The sequence below is a fragment of the Micromonospora sp. DT231 genome (assembly GCF_049847025.1).
GTDB lineage: Bacteria > Actinomycetota > Actinomycetes > Mycobacteriales > Micromonosporaceae > Micromonospora.
Genome location: NZ_JBNCNO010000022.1, coordinates 15294 through 34105 on the forward strand (window position 1 = coordinate 15294; position 18812 = coordinate 34105).

16 protein-coding genes are annotated in these 18812 nt (G+C 71.7%); 10 read left to right on the forward strand and 6 right to left on the reverse strand.

The window, feature by feature from the left end:
• Window positions 1-68 precede the first annotated feature (68 nt).
• The 6 genes from rplS (at window position 69) to ACPXBU_RS33970 (ending at window position 3783) form a co-directional block, all read left to right on the forward strand.
• A complete protein-coding gene (gene rplS / locus ACPXBU_RS33945; protein WP_030487486.1) occupies window positions 69-425 on the forward strand; it encodes a 50S ribosomal protein L19 in 357 nt (118 codons plus the stop codon).
• 183 nt (window positions 426-608) lie between these two features.
• Window positions 609-1478: a signal peptidase I gene (gene lepB / locus ACPXBU_RS33950; RefSeq protein WP_425761288.1), complete on the forward strand. Its 870-nt coding sequence runs from the start codon at window positions 609-611 to the stop codon at window positions 1476-1478.
• Window positions 1479-1488: 10 nt separating this feature from the next.
• Window positions 1489-2124: a signal peptidase I gene (gene lepB, locus ACPXBU_RS33955; RefSeq protein WP_393372965.1), complete on the forward strand. Its 636-nt coding sequence runs from the start codon at window positions 1489-1491 to the stop codon at window positions 2122-2124.
• 47 nt (window positions 2125-2171) lie between these two features.
• Entirely contained in the window at window positions 2172-2657 is a 486-nt protein-coding gene (locus tag ACPXBU_RS33960) for an NUDIX hydrolase (RefSeq protein WP_393372967.1), read from the forward strand.
• Window positions 2651-3463 (forward strand): ribonuclease HII, encoded by an 813-nt coding sequence (locus ACPXBU_RS33965; RefSeq protein WP_393372970.1) that lies wholly within the window; start codon window positions 2651-2653, stop codon window positions 3461-3463. Before ACPXBU_RS33960 ends, ACPXBU_RS33965 begins: the two co-directional genes overlap by 7 nt.
• Window positions 3460-3783 (forward strand): DUF2469 domain-containing protein, encoded by a 324-nt coding sequence (locus ACPXBU_RS33970; protein WP_007075222.1) that lies wholly within the window; start codon window positions 3460-3462, stop codon window positions 3781-3783. Before ACPXBU_RS33965 ends, ACPXBU_RS33970 begins: the two co-directional genes overlap by 4 nt.
• Before the next feature lie 85 nt (window positions 3784-3868).
• Here ACPXBU_RS33970 and ACPXBU_RS33975 read toward each other — a convergent pair whose 3' ends face one another.
• Complete coding sequence (locus tag ACPXBU_RS33975) at window positions 3869-5011, reverse strand: sulfite oxidase (protein WP_425761289.1); 1143 nt, start codon at window positions 5009-5011, stop codon at window positions 3869-3871.
• A 255-nt stretch (window positions 5012-5266) separates the two neighbouring features.
• Between ACPXBU_RS33975 and ACPXBU_RS33980 the strand changes: the two genes are divergently transcribed.
• Window positions 5267-5953: a murein hydrolase activator EnvC family protein gene (locus ACPXBU_RS33980; protein WP_425761290.1), complete on the forward strand. Its 687-nt coding sequence runs from the start codon at window positions 5267-5269 to the stop codon at window positions 5951-5953.
• Here the strand turns inward: ACPXBU_RS33980 and ACPXBU_RS33985 are convergent.
• A complete protein-coding gene (locus ACPXBU_RS33985; protein WP_425761291.1) occupies window positions 5874-7055 on the reverse strand; it encodes an aminotransferase class V-fold PLP-dependent enzyme in 1182 nt (393 codons plus the stop codon). The genes ACPXBU_RS33980 and ACPXBU_RS33985 overlap by 80 nt on opposite strands.
• A gap of 76 nt (window positions 7056-7131) precedes the next feature.
• On the reverse strand, window positions 7132-8118 hold the full coding sequence (locus ACPXBU_RS33990) for a tyrosine recombinase XerC (RefSeq protein WP_425761292.1): 987 nt from the start codon (window positions 8116-8118) through the stop codon (window positions 7132-7134).
• Between the two features lie 1288 nt (window positions 8119-9406).
• On the opposite strand from ACPXBU_RS33990, the gene ACPXBU_RS33995 reads away from it, so the two are divergent.
• Window positions 9407-11590 (forward strand): hypothetical protein, encoded by a 2184-nt coding sequence (locus tag ACPXBU_RS33995; RefSeq protein WP_425761293.1) that lies wholly within the window; start codon window positions 9407-9409, stop codon window positions 11588-11590.
• Window positions 11591-12740: 1150 nt separating this feature from the next.
• On the opposite strand, the gene ACPXBU_RS34000 is transcribed toward ACPXBU_RS33995, so the two are convergent.
• The 3 genes from ACPXBU_RS34000 to ACPXBU_RS34010 are packed head-to-tail and all read right to left on the reverse strand — an operon-like array spanning window position 12741 to window position 15840.
• A complete protein-coding gene (locus ACPXBU_RS34000) occupies window positions 12741-13931 on the reverse strand; it encodes a DNA-processing protein DprA (protein ID WP_425761294.1) in 1191 nt (396 codons plus the stop codon).
• Window positions 13928-15448: a YifB family Mg chelatase-like AAA ATPase gene (locus ACPXBU_RS34005; RefSeq protein WP_425761295.1), complete on the reverse strand. Its 1521-nt coding sequence runs from the start codon at window positions 15446-15448 to the stop codon at window positions 13928-13930. The genes ACPXBU_RS34000 and ACPXBU_RS34005 overlap by 4 nt, the downstream gene beginning before the upstream one ends.
• Window positions 15449-15480: 32 nt before the next feature.
• On the reverse strand, window positions 15481-15840 hold the full coding sequence (locus tag ACPXBU_RS34010) for a YraN family protein (protein ID WP_393237946.1): 360 nt from the start codon (window positions 15838-15840) through the stop codon (window positions 15481-15483).
• 349 nt (window positions 15841-16189) lie between these two features.
• On the opposite strand from ACPXBU_RS34010, the gene ACPXBU_RS34015 reads away from it, so the two are divergent.
• Window positions 16190-17257, forward strand: coding sequence for a hypothetical protein (locus tag ACPXBU_RS34015; protein WP_425761296.1), 1068 nt, complete (start codon window positions 16190-16192; stop codon window positions 17255-17257).
• Window positions 17258-17759: 502 nt separating this feature from the next.
• Complete coding sequence (gene rpsB / locus ACPXBU_RS34020) at window positions 17760-18686, forward strand: 30S ribosomal protein S2 (RefSeq protein ID WP_393372993.1); 927 nt, start codon at window positions 17760-17762, stop codon at window positions 18684-18686.
• Window positions 18687-18812 lie beyond the last annotated feature (126 nt).

Genomic DNA, 18812 nt, shown 5'->3' on the forward strand with positions numbered 1-18812 from the left:
CCGGGGATCAGAATCACCCACCCGCGCACCGAGTGACGGTGCGCCGTGAGCCTTACGAGGACGCAGCGATGAACATCCTGGACGCCCTTGACGCCCAGTCGAAGCGGACCGACCTTCCCGACTTCCGGGCCGGTGACACCGTCAAGGTGCACGCCCGCGTCGTCGAGGGCAACCGGTCCCGTGTCCAGATCTTCCAGGGCGTCGTGATCCGCCGCCAGGGTGACGGTCTGCGCGAGACCTTCTCGGTCCGCAAGGTCAGCTTCGGCGTCGGCGTCGAGCGGACCTACCCGATCAACGGCCCGGGCATCGACCGGATCGAGGTCGTGACCCGCGGTGACGTGCGTCGCGCCAAGCTGTACTACCTGCGCGAGCTGCGCGGCAAGAAGGCCAAGATCAAGGAGAAGCGGGAGAAGCAGCCCAGCTGACTTCCCGCTCGCCACGCCGCCCGAGCTGCGCGTATGCCGTAACGACCAGACCGCACTACCCTGGTCGTCACGGGCGCAGCACGGCGGCGAGCCCGCCCACGTGGGCGGGTAGCTGTCCACTGCCGCCCGTGGAGCCTCGACGAGGCTCCCGGGCGGTGGTGTTTCTGCGGACCGGGGAGTGGCGTGGTGCAGACGCTTGACGAGGACGGCACCGTCGATCCGTGGCGCCGGCGCGCGCGCCGTGGCCGCCGGCAGATGCCGCTGTGGCAGGAGCTTCCGCTGCTGCTGGTGGTGGCGTTCTGCCTCGCGGTGCTGATCCGCACCTTCCTGCTCCAGGCGTTCTACATCCCGTCCGGCTCGATGGAGGACACGCTTCTCGTCGATGACCGGGTGCTGGTCAACAAGGTCGTCTACGACGTCCGTGACCCGGCCCGCGGCGAGGTGGTGGTCTTCCGGGGCACCGACCGCTGGGCGCCGCAGGTCGACGACCAGCCGGAGCCGGGCTTCGTCGGCAAGCTGACCCGCACCGTCGGCGACCTGATCGGCGTGAGCCGCCCCGGTGAGAAGGACTTCATCAAGCGGGTGATCGGCGTCCCCGGCGACCGGGTCAAGTGCTGCGACAGTCAGGGACGGGTGACGGTCAACGGCACGCCGCTCGACGAGCCGTACGTCCTGCGGGACTCCCCGCTGGACCTGCCGCCCAATCCGTCGGAGTGCCGCTCCCGGCGCTTCGACGAGGTCGTCGTACCGCCCGGTCAGATCTTCGTGATGGGCGACCACCGTGAGGTCTCCCAGGACGCGCGCTGCCAGGGCCCGGTGCCGATCGACAACGTGGTCGGCAGGGCCTTCATGGTGGTCTGGCCCTCGTCGCGGTGGAACCCGCTGCCGGTGCCGGCGACGTTCGACGACGTGCCCGGGCCGGGCGCGGCCTCCTCGGGCGCACCCCCGGCGCGACCGAGCCCGCAGGGCGGTGTGCTGCTGATCCTCCCGTTGGCGGCCGCGCTGCGTGCTTCCCGCGCGTTCCGGTCGGTGACGTCCAGTTCGGCAACGTAGGCTCCTTGGCGTGATTGACGAGCAGACCGACAAGCCGCGCAGCTCCTTCTGGAAGGAACTGCCGATCCTGCTGGGTGTGGCGATCCTGGTCGCGGTGCTGGTCCGCGCCTTCGTGCTGCAGACCTTCTTCATCCCCTCCCCGTCCATGGAGAACACTCTCAAGATCGATGACCGGGTGTTGGTCAACAAGCTGGTCTACGACTTCCGGTCGCCGCACCGCGGTGAGGTGGTCGTTTTCAAGGCGCCGATCGAGTGGAGCGGCAACCCCGACGGCGAGGACTTCATCAAGCGGGTGATCGGCATCCCCGGTGACCACGTGGTCTGCTGCGACCCGCAGGAACGGCTGATGATCAACGGCAAGTCGCTGGACGAGCCGTACATCTTCTCCCTGGACGGCGTCCGCGACAAGGCGGCCGACCAGGAGTTCGACATCACCGTGCCGAAGGGTCGGCTGTGGGTCATGGGTGACCACCGCTCGGCGTCCGGTGACTCGCTGGAGCACTGGCAGCAGTCCGGGCAGAACATCACCGAGGCCACCATCCGCGAGGACGACGTGGTCGGGCGGGCGTTCACCGTCTTCTGGCCGGTCAACCGGGCCACCTGGCTGACGGTGCCCGACGGGTTCGACGGCATTCCCAAGCCGTAGGCCGACGGGGCGTGGGCGATCCGCCGTCGGTCTGGCAGGCTGGTGCGGTGACCGTCTACACCCCTCGACGCGCGGCCCGCGTGCTGCTCGTCGACGCGGCCGGCCGGGTCCTGCTCTTCGAGGGCTTCGATCCGGCCCGACCAGGGCACCGCTACTGGTTCACCCCGGGCGGCGGGCTCGATCCGGGGGAGTCGCCGGCAGTGGGCGCGGCCCGCGAGTTGGCCGAGGAGACCGGGCTGCGGCTCGACCCGGCCGAGCTGGGCGAGCCGGTCTGGTCCGACACGACGGAGTTCACGTTCGACGGGGTGTGGTACCGCCAGGCGCAGGATTTCTTCCTCCTCCGGGTGGCGTCCTGGCAGGTGGACACCGCCGGCTTCAACGACATCGAGCAGCGCAGCATCGCCGGCCACCGCTGGTGGCTCCCCGACGATCTGGCGGCCAGCGGTGACCGCTTCTACCCCGCCGAGCTGCCCGCCCTGCTGAGCCGGTTGGCGCGGTCGACCGCCACCGACCGGAACGAGGCGTCGTGCTGACCCCACCGCGCACCGTCGTGCGCCGCGAGGCGGGCCTGTACGCCCTGGAACGGGCGCTGCAACGGCGCGGCTTCCGACACGTCGCCGGCGCCGACGAGGCGGGCCGGGGCGCCTGTGCCGGTCCGCTCGTCGCCGCCGCCGCCGTGTTGCCCGAAGGTCGGCGCGGCGAGATCGAGGGCCTGGCCGACTCGAAGCTGCTCACCCCGGCCAGCCGGGAACGGGTGTACGCCGAGGTGGTGGATCGGGCCCTCGCGTACGCCGTGGTGGTCATCCCCGCCGAGGAGGTCGACGCCCGGGGGTTGCACGTGTGCAACCTGGCCGCGATGCGCCGGGCGCTCGCCTCGCTCAGCACCCGGCCCGAGTACGTGCTGACCGACGGCTTCGGCGTGGACGGCCTGGGCGTGCCGGGGCTCGCGGTGTGGAAGGGTGACCGGGTGGCGGCGTGCGTCGCGGCGGCAAGCGTCCTCGCCAAGGTCACCCGGGACCGGATGATGGTGGAGCTGGACGGGGTGTTCCCGGCGTACGGCTTCGCCGAGCACAAGGGTTACATCACCCCGGAGCACTCGGCGGCGCTGCGCGAGCACGGTCCGTGCCGGGAGCACCGGTTCTCGTACGTCAATGTCGCAGCGGTCTCCGGCCGCGACGGACGGCCGCCGCGCGCCAGACGTCCCGGCGGTCCCGGCCGGCAAGAGCCGATGGAGCGCTCCGGGGCGTCAGGGGGTACCGTCGGCGTGGCGTTGGGCGAGCAGCCTCGGCCTCAGACGCCGGTGGGGGAAGATGTGGCCATGGAAGGCGGAGTGCGATGAGCGCGGAAGATCTCGAGAAGTACGAGACCGAGATGGAGCTGCAGCTCTACCGGGAGTACCGCGACATTGTCCGCCAGTTCTCGTACGTGGTGGAGACGGAGCGTCGGTTCTACCTGGCCAACCAGGTCGACCTGCACGTGCGCAACTCCGACGGCGAGGTCTACTTCGAGGTCGAGATGCACGACGCCTGGGTGTGGGACATGTACCGTCCTGCCCGTTTCGTCAAGAACGTCCGGGTGATGACCTTCAAGGACGTCAACGTCGAAGAGCTGGAGAAGCCCGACATCTCGTTGCCCGCCGACTCCGGCTTCGGCGGCTGACCGCGGCCCTGCCCTTCGGCGGCTGACCGCGGCCCTGCCGCTCGGCCGCACCGCGGGCCCCCACCCGTGGCGTGACGCCAACCGGTCACTCGGCCGGCACCACGACCTCGACCCGCTGCACCAGGTTGTTGGCGAAGCCGCCACGGTTCCACGGCTGCTCGACCGGCTGGGTCCGCCCGGACGCGTCCGTCGCCCGCGCACCGAGCACGTACCGGCCCGGAGTCGCCGTCCACTCGTACCGCCAGCGCCGCCAGGCGAAGTCGCCCCCGTCCGCCGGGTCCAGCTCGGCCGACTCCCAACTCTGCCCACCGTCGGTGGTGACCTGCACGGCGACCACCGGCGCGTGCCCCGACCAGGCCCGACCGTCCACCGTGCACGGCCCGGCCCGCAGCACCCGGCGGCGGGACATGAAGTCGGGAAAGCCGGGCGGTCGGACCAGCGCACGCGGCTCGATCCGGGTCACCGGCACGCCGGGGTCGTCGGCGTCGGTACGCACCCGGTAGGCGACCGCGTTCTGATAACCCTCGAACGGCTCGGTCCGGACCTCGACGGACTGGACCCACTTCACGTGCGCCATGCCGTACCAGCCCGGCACGATCAACCGCAGCGGCGCGCCGTGCTGCGGCAGCAGAGGAGCGCCGTTCATCTCGTACGCCAGAAGCACCTCCTCGCGCAGCGCGTCGGCGACCGGCAGCGCCCGCTGGTAGTCCTGCTCGATCCCGCGCTCGACACCGTGGTCGGCGCCGGTGAAGACCACGTCCACCGCGTCCGGCCCGAGCCCCGCCTCCCGCAGCAGCGGAGCGAGGGGGGTGCCGGTCCACTCGGCGTTGCCGACCGCCTCGACCAGCCACGGCTGGCTGACCGGCCGAGGGTGCAGCAGGGCCCGGCCATTGCCGGCGCACTCGAGCGTCACCTGGTGGGTGACCCGCGGTCGCTCGCGCAGCTCGGCGAGCGTGACCGCCAGCGGCCGGTCCACCGCGCCGCCGATGGTCAGCGTGTGCGTCGCCGGGTCCAGCTCCGGAATGTCGTAGTGGATCAGCAGGTAGTGCAGCCCGGCAGGGGTGACGTCGTAGCGCAGCGCCTCCAACGGGATGCCGTGGTTGCGGGCGGCGAGCTGCAACTCCTCGGCGCTGATCGCCTCGTCCGGCGCCGCGAGCCGGGACGGACCGCTCACGTCGGCCACCGTCGGCCCGGCTGGTGGTGGCGTCCGGTCATCGACAGTGGTCATGCCTGGGCCTCCCCGGTCCACACGGCGTCACCCGCCGTACGCGGCCCAGCCTAGGCCCTCGGTCAGCACAGGAGAACGGCCCCGCCGCGCTGGCCGATACCGCGACGGTCGAGCGCCTCAGCAGCGAAGACGTGCACTCGCCCTGGCATAGCAGATCATCGAGGGCCGTGGGTGGTCGTCCACAGCACGCCCGGTTGTCCACAGCCGCGTCGGCCGGGCTGGCGGACCGTCCCGCCTCGGCGGAAGGCTGCCAGCATGCGACAGCCTCCCGCCTCCCGCCGCGCCCTGCCGCTTCACGCCGGGCCTGCCCTGCCGCTTCACGCCGCGCCTGCCCTGGCGCTGATCGTCCAGCTCTGCGGGCTGGTCGTGCTCGTCACGGCGGAGCCCCGCCGTGCACCGCTGCCGGTCGCGGCCCTGGCGACCGTCACGGCGTCCGCCCCAGCGCCCGCCGAGCGGTTTCGTTGGCCGATCGACGGGTCACCCCTGCCGGTACGCCGGTTCGACCCGCCGCCCCGGCCGTGGCTGCCCGGGCACCGGGGCGTCGACCTGGCCGCCCCGGCCGGCGCGGTGGTCCGCAGCGCCGGATCCGGCACCGTGCTCTTCGCCGGTCTGGTGGCCGGCCGACCGGTGATCACCGTGGGCCACGCCGGCGGGCTCCGGACCACCCACGAGCCGGTGCAACCGGCGGTACGTCCCGGCCAGCAGGTCACCGCCGGCACGCCGCTGGGCGAGCTGCTGCCCGGCCATCCGGGTTGCCCGGCTGCGGCATGCCTGCACTGGGGCCTGCGCCGGGGCGAGGAATACCTCGACCCGCTGGCACTGCTCGGCCTCGGCCCGGTGCGACTGCTGCCGGTCGGTCCGGTCAGCGCTGGGCGAGCAGCGCCGGCAGCCGCACGGCCAGCCGCTCGTACTCGTCGGCGGTGTTGTAGACCTGACCCGTGAGCCGCAACCACCCACGGCCGTTCCAGCTCATCACCGCGACCTCGGTGGCGATCCGCTCGCCGACCCGCGTCTGCAACGCCCGCGCCGCGTCGATGGTGGCGGCCATGCCGGCCGGCAACGGGATGAGGCGCAGGGACACCCCCGGCCCGCCGGGGTCGGGCAGGTCGGCGGGAGCCACCCCGAGCGCGTCCCCCACCACCCGCTGGCCGTACGCGGCGAGCGCGGCGTTGTGCGCCCGCACCCGGTTGACACCGAGACTGCGCAACGTGAACAGTCCCGCCGGGGCGGCCAGCCAGGACGTGTAGTCGAGAGTTGCCTGCCACTCGATCCGGGCCGGGAAACCCGACTCCTGCTCCCAGGAGACCACAAGCGGTTCGATCCGGTCCCGCCAGTGCGGCGTCACCGTCAGCAGGGCGGTCCCGCGCGGGGCGTACGCCCACTTGTGCAGGTTGCCCACCCAGAAGTCAGCGCCGATGTCGCTCACCGGGGTGGCCAGCATTCCGGGGGCGTGCGCGGCGTCGACCAGGACCGGTACGCCGTGTTCGCGGGCCACCCCGACGATGGCGGCGGTCGGGAACAGCCTGGCCGTGGCCGAGGTGAGCTGGTCGACGACGAGCAGCCGGGTCCGTCCGGGGCGCAGGCCGGCACGGATGATCTGCACGATCTGCTCGTCGGTGGCGGCCAGCGGGATCGGCAGGACCCGGCCGACCGCCCCGGTACGGCGACACTCGCGCTGGACGGCCAGGCTCACCGCCCCGTACCCGTGGTCGGTGCTGAGCACCTCGTCGCCGGGTTGCAGGCCCAGTGACTGGAGGACCACGGCGACGCCTGTGGTGGTGTTGCCGACCAGGGCGCTGCCGTCCGGGTCGGCGCCGAGGAACCCGGCGAGGTGCCGGCGGGTGTGCGCGATCCGGTCGACCAGGCCCTGGGTGAAGAAGCGCAGCGGGTTCGCCTCCATCTCGTCGCGCAGCCGCTGCTGGGCTCGCTGCACGGCGATCGGGACCGCGCCGAACGAGCCGTGGTTGAGATGGCTGACCGCCGGGTCCAGCGAGAAGAGCAGGCGGGCGCCCGGGATCGGCTCAGGGGGCTGCGGGACGCTCACTCGATGATCGTAACCGCCGGGCGTGCTCGGACCCGGTGCTTGATCGGGTACGCCTGCCGATAGGCGGCGCTGGACGTCAGGCGCGTGGGTGTGCCTGTCGGTAGGCGGCGCGCAGGCGCTCCACCGAGACGTGCGTGTAGATCTGCGTGCTGGCCAGCGACGAGTGGCCCAGCAACTCCTGCACGGCGCGGAGGTCCGCACCACCCTCCAGCAGATGGGTGGCCGCGGAGTGGCGCAGACCGTGCGGGCTGGTCCGGGGGAGGCCGACGGCCTCGGCGTAGCCGCCGACGATCTGACGCGCGGTCGTCGGGTTGAGCCGTCCGCCGCGGGCACCCAACAGCAGCGCGTCACCGGAGCGGGCGACCACAAGCGCCGGGCGGCCCCGGCGCAGCCAGTCGTCAAGCGCCCGTTGGGCGGGCACCCCGTACGGCACCGAGCGCTCCCGCCCACCCTTTCCGAAAACCCGGATCACCCGCCTACCATGGTCGACGTCGCCGACGTCCAACCCGCAGACCTCGCTGACCCGTACCCCGGTCGCGTAGAGCAACTCCAGGAGCACCCGGTCGCGCAGCGACACCGCCTCGGCCTCGGCCGCCGCGCCCGATTGCGGCGCGGCCGTGAGCGGGACACCAGGCCGGGCCGGTGCCTCGACCAGGGCGGCGGTCTGGTCGGCGCGCAGCACGGAGGGCAGCTCCCGGTGCGCCCGAGGGCTGGCCAGCGCGGCCCCCACGTCGGCAGGGATCAGCCCAGCCCGGTGCGCCCAGGCGCTGAACGCCCGTGCCGACGCGGCCCGCCGGGCCAACGACGTGCGGGCCGCACCCGTGGTGCGCTGCTTCGCCAACCAACTGCGCAGCACCGACAGGTCCAGCTCGGCCAGGTCGACGCAGCCCATCCGGACGGCGTGGTCGAGCAGCGAGACGAGATCGGTGACGTACGCGCGGACGGTGTGCGCCGAGCGGTTACGCACCCGGGACAGGTGCTCGGCGAAGTCGTCGACGGCGTTGCGCAGCTCGGGCGGCAGCGCCTGGTGCATGGACCGGGTGCCTCGGTCGGGCCGGCTCATCGTGGCCGCGCCAGTCTGCGGACCGGTCCACCGGCCCAGGCTCCTGCACGGACAGCTGGCACGGCACCAGCCTACGGCCCAGCGTCGTGGATCACCGGCTCCGTCGGTGCCGGTGATCATCGGCCCGGATCACCTGCGGTTGCCCCTCTTGAGCAGGAGCGCGATCAAGCCACCGATGAGTGCGGTGGACGTGACGAGACACAGCAGGACCGCGATATGCCACGGCTTGATAGCACCCATGGCCGCGCACAGTACCGTCGTCATCGGGTGCCTGGGGGTCGTGCAGCTCCGTGCGCGAGCGCGGGCAGATATACGAAGAAGGTCTCCCGCGCCAACGGGAGACCCCTCCAAAGTCGAGCGGTCTGGCCACAGACACTGCTTCGACGGAGACGGGGAAGCCCCATCTCGATGGCGCAATCTTGGGCCGGCACCTGACGGCCCTGCAACTCCCTCGGACTGTTTCGGACGAAGCAAGTCATACGAGACCTGCTTTAGCTCAGAAAACGAGGTTGTCCGCCGTCGGTTGACCGGTGTCTACGCCGGACAACCAGCAAACTTCGAACAGTCGATCGAGGCGTGCGAGTGCCCGGATGGTGGCACTAGGTCACCCCCAAGGTGTTGGGGTTACAGCGTTAGTGCACCATGGACCCCACGTTCGGCAGAAGAGGGATGCGGCCGCGCCAACGGCCGCGTGTCATGAGCGACTTTCGCGGAGCGTGGAGCGTCTGGCCACAAGACCAAGGAGGGCGTTATGCCCGGCTTCGCTGTTCACTCAGGTACACACACGGTCCGCGGGAAGGCCCGATCGGGTCAAGCCGGGATCCACCGTCGCCCCCGGCTGCCCAGCCGGCGACGCGCCGCGCGCTGACGAGGCCCGGTTCTCGAGTCGGAACGGGAGCTGATCATGCCCCGCCCCGAACGGCCGATCGATCCGCGTGGGGGACCACTCGCGGCGTTCGCCCATCAACTACGTCAGGTTCGGGCGAAAGCACAAAATCCAACGTACCTACAGATGGCCAAGGCAACCGGGCGATCGAGGACGGCCCTCGCCGAGGCCGCTGGTGGTGATCACCTCCCCGCCTGGGAGACGGTCGAGGCATACCTTCGTGCCTGCGGCGAGCCGTCTGTGGAGTGGCGGTCCCGGTGGGAGCGCTTGCGGGACCTGACAAGGACCTCGCCGGTCGACGCCGGTCACCGCGAAACCGAATCCGTTCGGTTCACCGGTGTCCGGCGGGACGCCAGCGTCCCTTCCCCGCAAACATCGGCCGCCGCCGTGGATGTAAGAGCAGTGCAGACGCCAGCGGAACTGGCCGCCGCACTGGAGACGCTCCGTCGCCGCCTGAGTCTGTCGTATAAATCGGTCGAGAAGGCTGCCACCAAGCCGGGGACGCAAGGTGCGCACCTGAGTAAGAGCACCGTCGGTGAGATGGTCACAGGCATTCGGCTGCCCACCAAAGAGAGGCTGCTGACGTTTCTGGCGGCTTGCGGGGTCGCCGGAGCAGCCGAGACGGCGCCGTGGTTGGACGCGTGGGAACGTGCTTCCTCTGTTCAGCCCACCCAGTCGTCTGGAGCCTTGCGCGTGCGCGAGGCGTGGCCCCATCAGCTCGGTGTGCACCTCGCAATGTCGGGCGAAACGCTACCCGAGTACGTCGGGCGAAAGTTCGACCAGGACGTCCGCGATCTACTGCGCCGAAGCAGTGAGCAAGGTGGCCTAGTCCTGCTGGTCGGACCGGCGGCCGCGGGCAAGAGCCGGTCGTTGTACGAGGCGGTGCATACCGAACTGCCCGAATGGTGGTTGATCCATCCCGCCGACTCCGACGAACTCGCTGCGCTGGTTGAGCACCGAACCATGCGCACAGTGGTCTGGCTCGACGATCTCGACCGTTTTCTCGGCCCTCCCGCCATACCCGGTGCCATCCGAAAACTGGTCCATCGGGGCACCGTGGTCGTGGGCACGATGCGGGCTGAGCAGTACGCCCGACGACTCGTCGTTCCGCGGTCAGGCTGGGATGACCTGTATACCGCGGACCGGCAACTCCTGGGCCTCGCGTCGGTGGTCGACGTGCCCGCGCACCTCACGGCTCGGGAGGTAGAGGGGGCAGAGGTGATCGCGGCACGCGACCACCGAATCCGGGCCGCACTGCGCAGCGGCGAGACCAATCTGGTCCAGGAACTCGCCCATCTGCCGCAGATCATCAACCGTTGGAGGCACGCCAACTCGTACGCAAGGGCGGTGATCTTAACGTTGGTGGAGGCACACCGCCTTGGGGTTCAGGGTCCGGTCAATCGCACGCTGCTCGCCGCCGCCGCACCGGGCTACCTCACCCTGGAGGACAGGGCTGCTGCTCCGTCCGACTGGCTCGATGCCGCTCTCGACTACGCCAGCGCACACGTCTCCGCTGGCCCGGGGCTACTGGTACCCGTAGCAGAGGAAATGGGTGCCGTAACCGGGTACCGTGTTGCCGATGCGCTGGTGGGAGAGGCCGCGGCGTACGCCGTGGCCGTCCCAGAGGTTGTCTGGAGGGCGTTCCGTCGCCACCTGACGGACGCGCATGACCTGCTCTCCGTCGGTCATGCCGCTCGGAAGCGGATGAGACTGCGGCATGCTGAGGCCCTGTACACGGCAGCCCTGGCGCAGGGGTTGCACCAAGCGGCCGCCTGTCTCGTCGAGATCCTGCACCTTCAGGGACGTGTAGGCGAGCGGGACAGGTTGGCCCGATGCTTCGGGGCGCAGGTGCCGCAGACCCGCCCTACTCGGCTGGTCGGCCCCCTCGCACATCCTGCCGACCTGCAGGCGCGAGTCGAGGCCGCTGACCCGGCCGCAGCAGTACACCTGGTCGAATCTCTGATCCAAGGCGGCCTGGTCGCGGGTGCGATCGAGGCCCTGAGCGGCAGGGTCGAAGCTGGCGACACCATCGCGGCTTCCCGCATGGTCGACGTCTTGGTGCACCGCGGGCACGCTGGTGAAGTGGGCGAGTGGCTTCGCGAGTTCGCGGAGTTCTACCCCTCTGCGGCGGTGGCAATTGCGGACGACTCGCTCTACTCGGGTCGCTTCGATGAGGTGGCCCGGATTCTGGCACCTCATTTCCACGCCGGTGACGCAGCCGCTGTGAGCCGGGTCGCCGAACTGCTGGCCGTCGAAGGTCGGATCGATGACCTGCGTGCCCTAGCCGATAGCGGCCTACCGATCGCGGCCGGGCAACTGGCCTGGCTACTGGCCGAGCGGGGCGAATTCGAGGAGCTCAGGGCCCGAGCCGCCGCCGGCGACAGTTGGGCCGCTTCCCGACTGGACGGGCAGGAGCCGCGCCTCGCCGAACGCCCGCCGGACCAGCGCGAGAGCTTCGGGGCCGATCGCGACTTCTACCTTCGGCGGGCCATGGCCCGCGCTGCTCGTCGACAGGAACCACGACGAACCTCTGTTGACGCCTACGCCGCCTATGCCTCTTCCCTTCACCGCAGGAGTCGGCCGTGACGACGAACAACGACCGTTCGACTGGTCACGGCGGAGGCCGCGATGCCGTTCCGGCCGGTCAACCCCCTCGACAGGGGCGTGCCGTCGGCCGCCAACGACGGTCGACGCAGACGCGGCCTGCGGGCCAGACACCCGAGGCCCCACTCGTGCCGGATGATGTCCTGCCCGCGCAGGCCAGCGCGCCAACGTCGAGCACAGTGAACCGGCTGCCTGACGTTGGTCCCCTGGACCGGCCGCTGACGGAGGCACGGCAGGCAGCTTCCTCGCAGTCGTCCTCGGAGGGCGACTTACCTTCCCAAGGCGGCGTGGTGTGGCTTATCGCCAGGATGTGGAAGGACTTGGACACCGAGCGGAGCCAGAACCTCTCCCGCATCATCCTCGCCGCCGGCGTGGCAGTGGCCATGATGCTCGCGGTGCTGGCGGTCGTCGCATACTTCTTGGCGAGCATCCCAGGCGTCGTGACGATGACCGGCGCGCTTCTTGCCGGCACCGCTGGTGCGACTGGCGCGGCGGCCGGAGCCCGCGCGCTGCGGCGCCACCGGCAGCGGCGGGCACAGCGAGCGGCTCCTCGCGGCGGGCGGCAAGGTCGTGGCCAACAAGGTCGGAGTCGCGGTCAACGGCGAGGTTGATACGCCCGACTCGCTGACGGTGTGGCTGGCCGACCGGAGCCGGACTCCAGTCGGAGCAGTAGCGGGCCTCCGGCGACTGCGGCCGCGGCGGCCGTGGCACCGACCGCGACGAGGAACACCGTCAGCGCGGCGGTGCCGCCGTCCGAACCAACCATGACACGCGTGACCCCGATCCCGATCGCCGCAGCCACCAACCCAACGAGTGCGCCGTACCCGGCGACGAGGGTGATCCAAGACCGACGGGCCAACCGGCGGTCAGCCGTGCTGCTGTCCTCGTCGGAGGGGGCACCGTGATCGAGACGGGTGGTATCCGGGTCAGCCATTCTTCGGTCCCTGTCGGTCGCACATCGGTCGGCGCCTCCGACAGTGGGCCGACCGGATCCGCGACCTCCGCAGCAGTCAAGAGCGGCTATAGCGGCTGTGCGCACGTCATCGCGTACCCGTGAGCCTATCGTCGATGACCCCCGGGAGCACGTGCGTGTCGTACCGAAGTCCGTTCAGCGACGTCAGCAAGATGAGTGTCATCGAGCCTGCGCCTTGATCGCAGGTGGGGCGAGGGTGTAGCCGTTGTCTCGACGGACCACCATGGACAGCTCCTCCAACAGGGACAGCTTGCGCAACGCGGTCCGTACGTCGACACCGGCGCGGGCGGCGAGCCGGTCCACGCCTATTGCACCTCGGCGGGGTAGCGCCTCCAGCAGCGACCGCGTGTCGTCGTCCAGCGCGTCGGTGGCCCGCTGTGGTCCACGCGCCAGCGGGGCCAGGTCGGCGCCGATCCGACCCACCTCCTCCAGCACGTGTGCCACCCCAGTGACCAGCCGGGCCTTGTCGGGGTACTCGCGGAGCAACTCGTGTGCGCCGACGGACATCGCCGAGGTCACCGGCCCCGGCACCACCATTGCCACCCGATGGGTGTGGATGGCCCGCCGAGCGGTCTGCGTCGCGCCACTGCGCGCCGACGCCTCCACCACGACGGTGCCGAGAGTGCCGGCGGCGATCACCCGGTTGCGGATCAGAAACCGGGGCCGCAGCGGTTCGGCGCCCGGCGGCCACTCACTGACCAGCAGCCCGGTGTCAGCGATCCGGTCGAAGAGCGCGGCGTTGCCCATCGGGTACGGACGGTCGAGCCCACAGGCGAGCACCGCGACGGTCAGACCGTCCGCCGTGAGGGCGCCCCGGTGGGCGGCGGCGTCGATGCCGAACGCGCCACCGGAGACGACAGTCCAGTCCCGTTCGGCAAGTCCGTATCCCAGCTCGGTCGCGACGTGCTGGCCGTAGCCGGTGGCCGCCCGCGCCCCGACCACTGCCACCGAGCGGTCCAGCGCCTCACCCAGCGGCCAGGCCCCGCGTACCCAGAAGCAGAGCGGTGGGGCGGTCTCGCCGTCCACCCGGCGGCTGACGTCCGGCAGGCGCAGCGCGGACAGGCCGGCCACCCGCGCCGGCCACTCCTCGTCGTCGGGTGTGACCAGGCGGGCACCGAGCCGGTCCGCCCGCTCCAGCGCCTCGGCCGCCACCGCACGGGCGTCGCCGGCCGCCGATCGGGCGGCCACCGCGGTCTGTAGCCGGCTGTCCGGGCTGCCGCCGTCGAGCAGCAGGTCCAGGGTCGCCGCCGGGCCGAGCCGTTCGACGAGTTGGTGCACCACGCGGGTGCCCGGCTCGGCCAGCCAGGTCAGTGCGACCCGGGCCATCCTGCGTTCGTCATCGGCGCTCACGTCGCCTCTCCCGTCCGTAGTTGAAGCGCCTCCCGGACGTCGTCCAGGTCTGGTCGGTCCCGGCCGTCCAGGTCGGCGATGGTCCAGGACATCCGGATCACCCGGTCGAAGCCGCGGGCCGACAGCGAGCCGGAGTCGAGCCGGCCGCGTAGCTCGGCGGTGACCCGGGCGGGCAGCCGCCACGGCGGTCGGCGCAGGTGCGGGCCTTCCACCTCGGCGTTGAGCCGCCGGCCGAGGCCGGCCCAGCGGGTGGCCGCCGCCTGCCGGGCCGCCGCGACCCGGGCGGCGACCGTCGCCGAGGACTCGACGCCGCCGTCGGCTGCCAGCAACTCCGCCGCCCGCACCGGCCGCAACTGCACCTGTACGTCGATCCGGTCGAGCAGCGGCCCGGAGAGCCGGCCGAGGTAGCGGCGGCGGGCCAGCGGGCTGCACTCACAGTGCGCGTCGCCCGCTGGCTTGGCACACGGGCACGGGTTGGCGGCCAGTACCAACTGGGTTCGGGCCGGATAGACCGTGCCGCCCCCGCTGCGGGTGAGCCGAACGCGGCCGTCTTCGAGCGGTTGGCGCAGCGCCTCCAACGCGCCCTTGCTGAACTCGGGGGCCTCGTCGAGGAACAGCACGCCGCGATGTGCCAGCGACACCGCACCGGGTCGGGCCAGCCCCGAGCCACCACCGACGAGCGACGGTACGGACGCGGTGTGGTGCGGCGCCTGGAACGGTGGGCGACGCAACAGCCGGCCACCCGGCGGCAGCAGCCCGGCGACCGAGTGCAGCGCGGTGACCTCCAGTGCCGCGTCGTCGTCCAGCTCGGGCAGGATCGACGGCAGCCGCTCGGCGAGCATCGTCTTGCCGGCGCCCGGCGGCCCGAGCAGCGCCACGTGATGCCCGCCGGCCGCGGCGACCTCCAGTGCGCGGCGGCCGAACTGCTGCCCGGCGACCTCGGCGAGATCCGGCCCGTCGACGGCCGGCGCCGAGGTGGCCTCCGGCGGCTCGATCAGTGGGGCGCCGTCGCGAACGAATGCCACCAGCCGGTGCAGGGAGTCCACCGCTCGCACCCGTACCCCGGGGATGACCGCGGCCTCGGCGGCGTTGCCGACCGGGACGATCACCCGCGCGATGCCGGCCTGGGCCGCGGCGGCGACCATCGGGAGTACGCCGCGCACCGGCCGGACCGTGCCGTCCAGCCCCAACTCGCCGAGGACCACCACCCCCTCCAGTGGGAGCAGCGGCAGCTCACCCGAGCCGCCCAGAAGTGCCGCGGCGATGGCCAGATCGAAGGCCGAACCGGATTTCGGCAGCGTCGCGGGCAGCAGGTTGAGAGTGATCCGCCGGTTGGGCCAGCGCTGGCCGGAGTTGACCACGGCCGCGCGGACGCGGTCGCGGGCCTCGTGCAGGGCGGTGTCCGGCAGACCGGAGATCACCACCGCGGGCAGGCCGGCGGCCAGGTCGGCCTCCACCTCGACCAGGTGGCCGGTGACCCCGACCAGCCCGACGCAGAGCACCTTCGCGTAGCTCACGGCCGCGTCACCGATCCCTCGGGTCGCGCATCTCAGAACGCGCCCTTGAGGTGGTCGACCTGCGCCGGACCGGCGTCGGGCAGCCGCACCGACAGCACGTCGAAACGCACCTCGTCGGCGGTCGTGCCGGTCTCGGTGAGCCAGCGCGCGGCGAGCCCTCGCAGCCGACGGGCCTTGGCCGGCACGACCGCCTCGGCCGGGGTGCCGAAGTCGTCGCCCCGGCGGGTCTTCACCTCGCAGAAGGCGAGCACCGGCCCGTCCCACGCGATGATGTCGATCTCCCCGGCGGGGCAGCGCCAGTTTCGGGCGATCGGGCGCAGTCCCGCCTCGGTCAGGTGCTGGGCGGCGCACCGCTCGCCGTACGCGCCGACCGCCTGGTTCCGCTTCGTCATGGCCGGAACCGTGCCCGCCCGGCGCCACCGTGGCTACTCCAACGGTTGCCGAACTGTGGACAACGGGGTCCCTGTGGACAGTCGACCGATCATGCCCACGGTGTGCTACCGGCGGCGGGCCTCCCCACCCGAGGCCAGCCGCGCTCCCGGGCGGGGCCGCCATGATCAGGTGATGAGGAGTAGGTGTCCGGACCGCCGTCGACCTACTTTTCATCACCTGATCACGGTGCCGGCCCGCGTCGGCGCCACCTCGACGCCACTCCTGCCCCGCGCTGGCGGGGACCGGTGGCGGCGTGGCGCGACGGGACTGAAATGGCGCGGGCGTGGCCGGTCGCATACGGTGCCTGACGTGGACGGACGACGGAGCTTTCCGGAAGATCAGGAGTCGCGCTGGTACCCCGACGAGCGGGGTCGCGGTTACGACGAGTCGGAGTGGCGCGGCGCGGGCGAATCGCGGTACCGGGACAGCGAGATCCCCGAGCAGCGTGGCGCCGAAGACGCCCGCTCCGTCGAGGACACCGGCGTTCGCCGCCGCCGCGAGCCGGACTCGGGACGCTTCGGTGCCGTCGACGCGAGCCGCTTCGGCGCTGCGCCGGAGTCCGACTCGGGTCGGTTGAGTGCGGTGGACTCGGGTCGCTTCGGTACGCCGGAGTCGGACTCGGGTCGCTTCGGCGCCCTGGACGACCAGACCGGTCGGTTCGGGGCGAGTGAGGCTGACTCAGGGCGTTTCGGCGCGGTCGACCCGTTGGGTGCCACACGGCCGGAGGCGGACGGTTATCGGGCCACCCGGTCGCGGCGGGCGGACCGGGACCCCTCGGAGACCTCCGGTGAGCTGCCGGGACGCCGGGCCGCCCGCGAGGCGACCGCAGCCGGGTCCCCGCTGACCGGCACCGCGCCGGAGACCGCCCGCGACACCACGGCGGCTGTCGCGCCGGCCGGTGTGCTCGCTGATCAGGTTCGTCCCGCTCCGCTCGCTGGGTACCCGATCATCGAGCCGACCCGGGGCGGCGACGCGCCGCACCCGCTGGAGATGCCGACCGGTCCGATGCCGGGGATCGGTCCTCGTCCGGACCTGCCCGTAGCCGACCCGCCGGTGTATCCGCCGACTGCCGACGGTGTCTATCGGACCCGTCGACCGGTGCTGGCCGTACTCTTCGCGGTGTTGGTGTTGATCTTCGAGATTCCCGCGCTGCGGGTGCTGCTGGCCGGCGTGACCGGTGATCCGGTGGACGCCGGGAACGTGGTGGTGGGTATCGCCCTGGTCGCCGGACTGCCGATCTTCGCGACCGGGCTGTACGGGCTGCGAACCGGAGGTCTGGCGCTCGCCGACGGTGGTCGGGGCTGGCTGCGCCCACCGACGGCCTACCTGACCGTCGGTCTGGTGCTCTTCGTGGCCGCCGCGCTCGCCGCCGGCTGACCCTGGCACACAGCCGGCTACCGTCTCCGCCACCACCGTCGCGGCCAGGCCTTCTCGCTGCGTCCCGCGCCGGGGGTGTGCCGCCCCAGCGCCATGACCGACTCGGTTTCCATGAAGTCGCGGTGTCCGGATCGGCTGGACGCGCCGATTTCCAGGAATCCGAGTCGATCATGGCGGGATGCCGCGCCGAGCGGCGTCGGTGCCGGACGTCGCGCTGGGTCGGAGGTCGCGCTGCGCCGGACGCCGTCCTGAGGGTGTGCCCCGACGGGCCTGCGCGTACCCGCGCACCCCGGGGCGGCTGGACGGGTGAGGGGCGTACACTGGCCAACTGGCGACCGCCTCGTGCGGTCGACCTCGCGCGCCCTCTTCACGAATCGTCGTGGAGCGACGGCCTCCCTGGTCCCGATCTTGATCGGGTCCACCATGGGTCGGCGACCAGGCGCCAGGACGCCCGGCCACCGGCCGGGCGTGACAACCAGGGATCTTGAGGAGTACCCCAACCATGGCCGTCGTGACCATGCGCCAGCTGCTGGAGAGCGGTGTCCACTTCGGGCACCAGACCCGGCGCTGGAACCCGAAGATGAAGCGCTTCATCATGACCGAGCGCAACGGCATCTACATCATCGACCTGCGCCAGACCCTCGAGTACATCGAGAAGGCGTACGAGTTCGTGCGTGGGACCGTCGCCGAGGGTGGCAGCATCCTGTTCGTCGGCACCAAGAAGCAGGCCCAGGAAGCGATCGCCGAGCAGGCGACCCGGGTCGGCCAGCCGTACGTCAACCACCGCTGGCTCGGTGGCATGCTGACCAACTTCCAGACGGTGTACAAGCGGCTCCAGCGGATGAAGGAGCTGGAGGGCCTGGGTGACCTCAGCGGCACCGCCGCCGGTTACACCAAGAAGGAGACCCTGCAGCTCTCCCGCGAGAAGATCAAGCTGACCCGCACCCTCGGTGGTCTGCGGGACATGCAGAAGCTTCCCGCGGCGGTCTGGATCGTCGACACCAAGAAGGAGCACATCGCCGTCGACGAGGCCCGCAAGCTGGGCATCCCGGTGATCGCGGTGCTGGACACCAACTGTGACCCGGACGAGGTCGACTTCCCGATCCCGGGCAACGACGACGCGATCCGCTCGGCCGAGCTGCTGACCAAGGTCGTCGCCGCCGCCGTCGCGGATGGTCTGATCGCGCGTTCCGGCCGTCGCCGGGGCAACGACGAGAAGCCCGAGGGTGTCGCGAGCGACGAGCCGCTGACCGAGTGGGAGCGCGAGCTGCTGGAGCCGAAGAAGGCCGACGAGTCGGCCGCCCCGGCCGAGCAGCCGGCCGCCGAGGCGACCGAGCAGCCCGCCGCTGCCGCCGCCGAGCAGCCCGCCAGCCCGGAGCAGCCGGCGCAGGCCGCCACCGAGCAGCCGGCGGCCGCCACCGCGGAGTGATCGCACCGTCGCTGTCCCACCGTCCGTTTTCGCAGACGGTGGGACAGCGGCGGTACGCCGGGCACGATCCGCCCGGATCCGGGTAACCGGCACCTCTGACCATCCACACGCCGTCTCAACACCGAA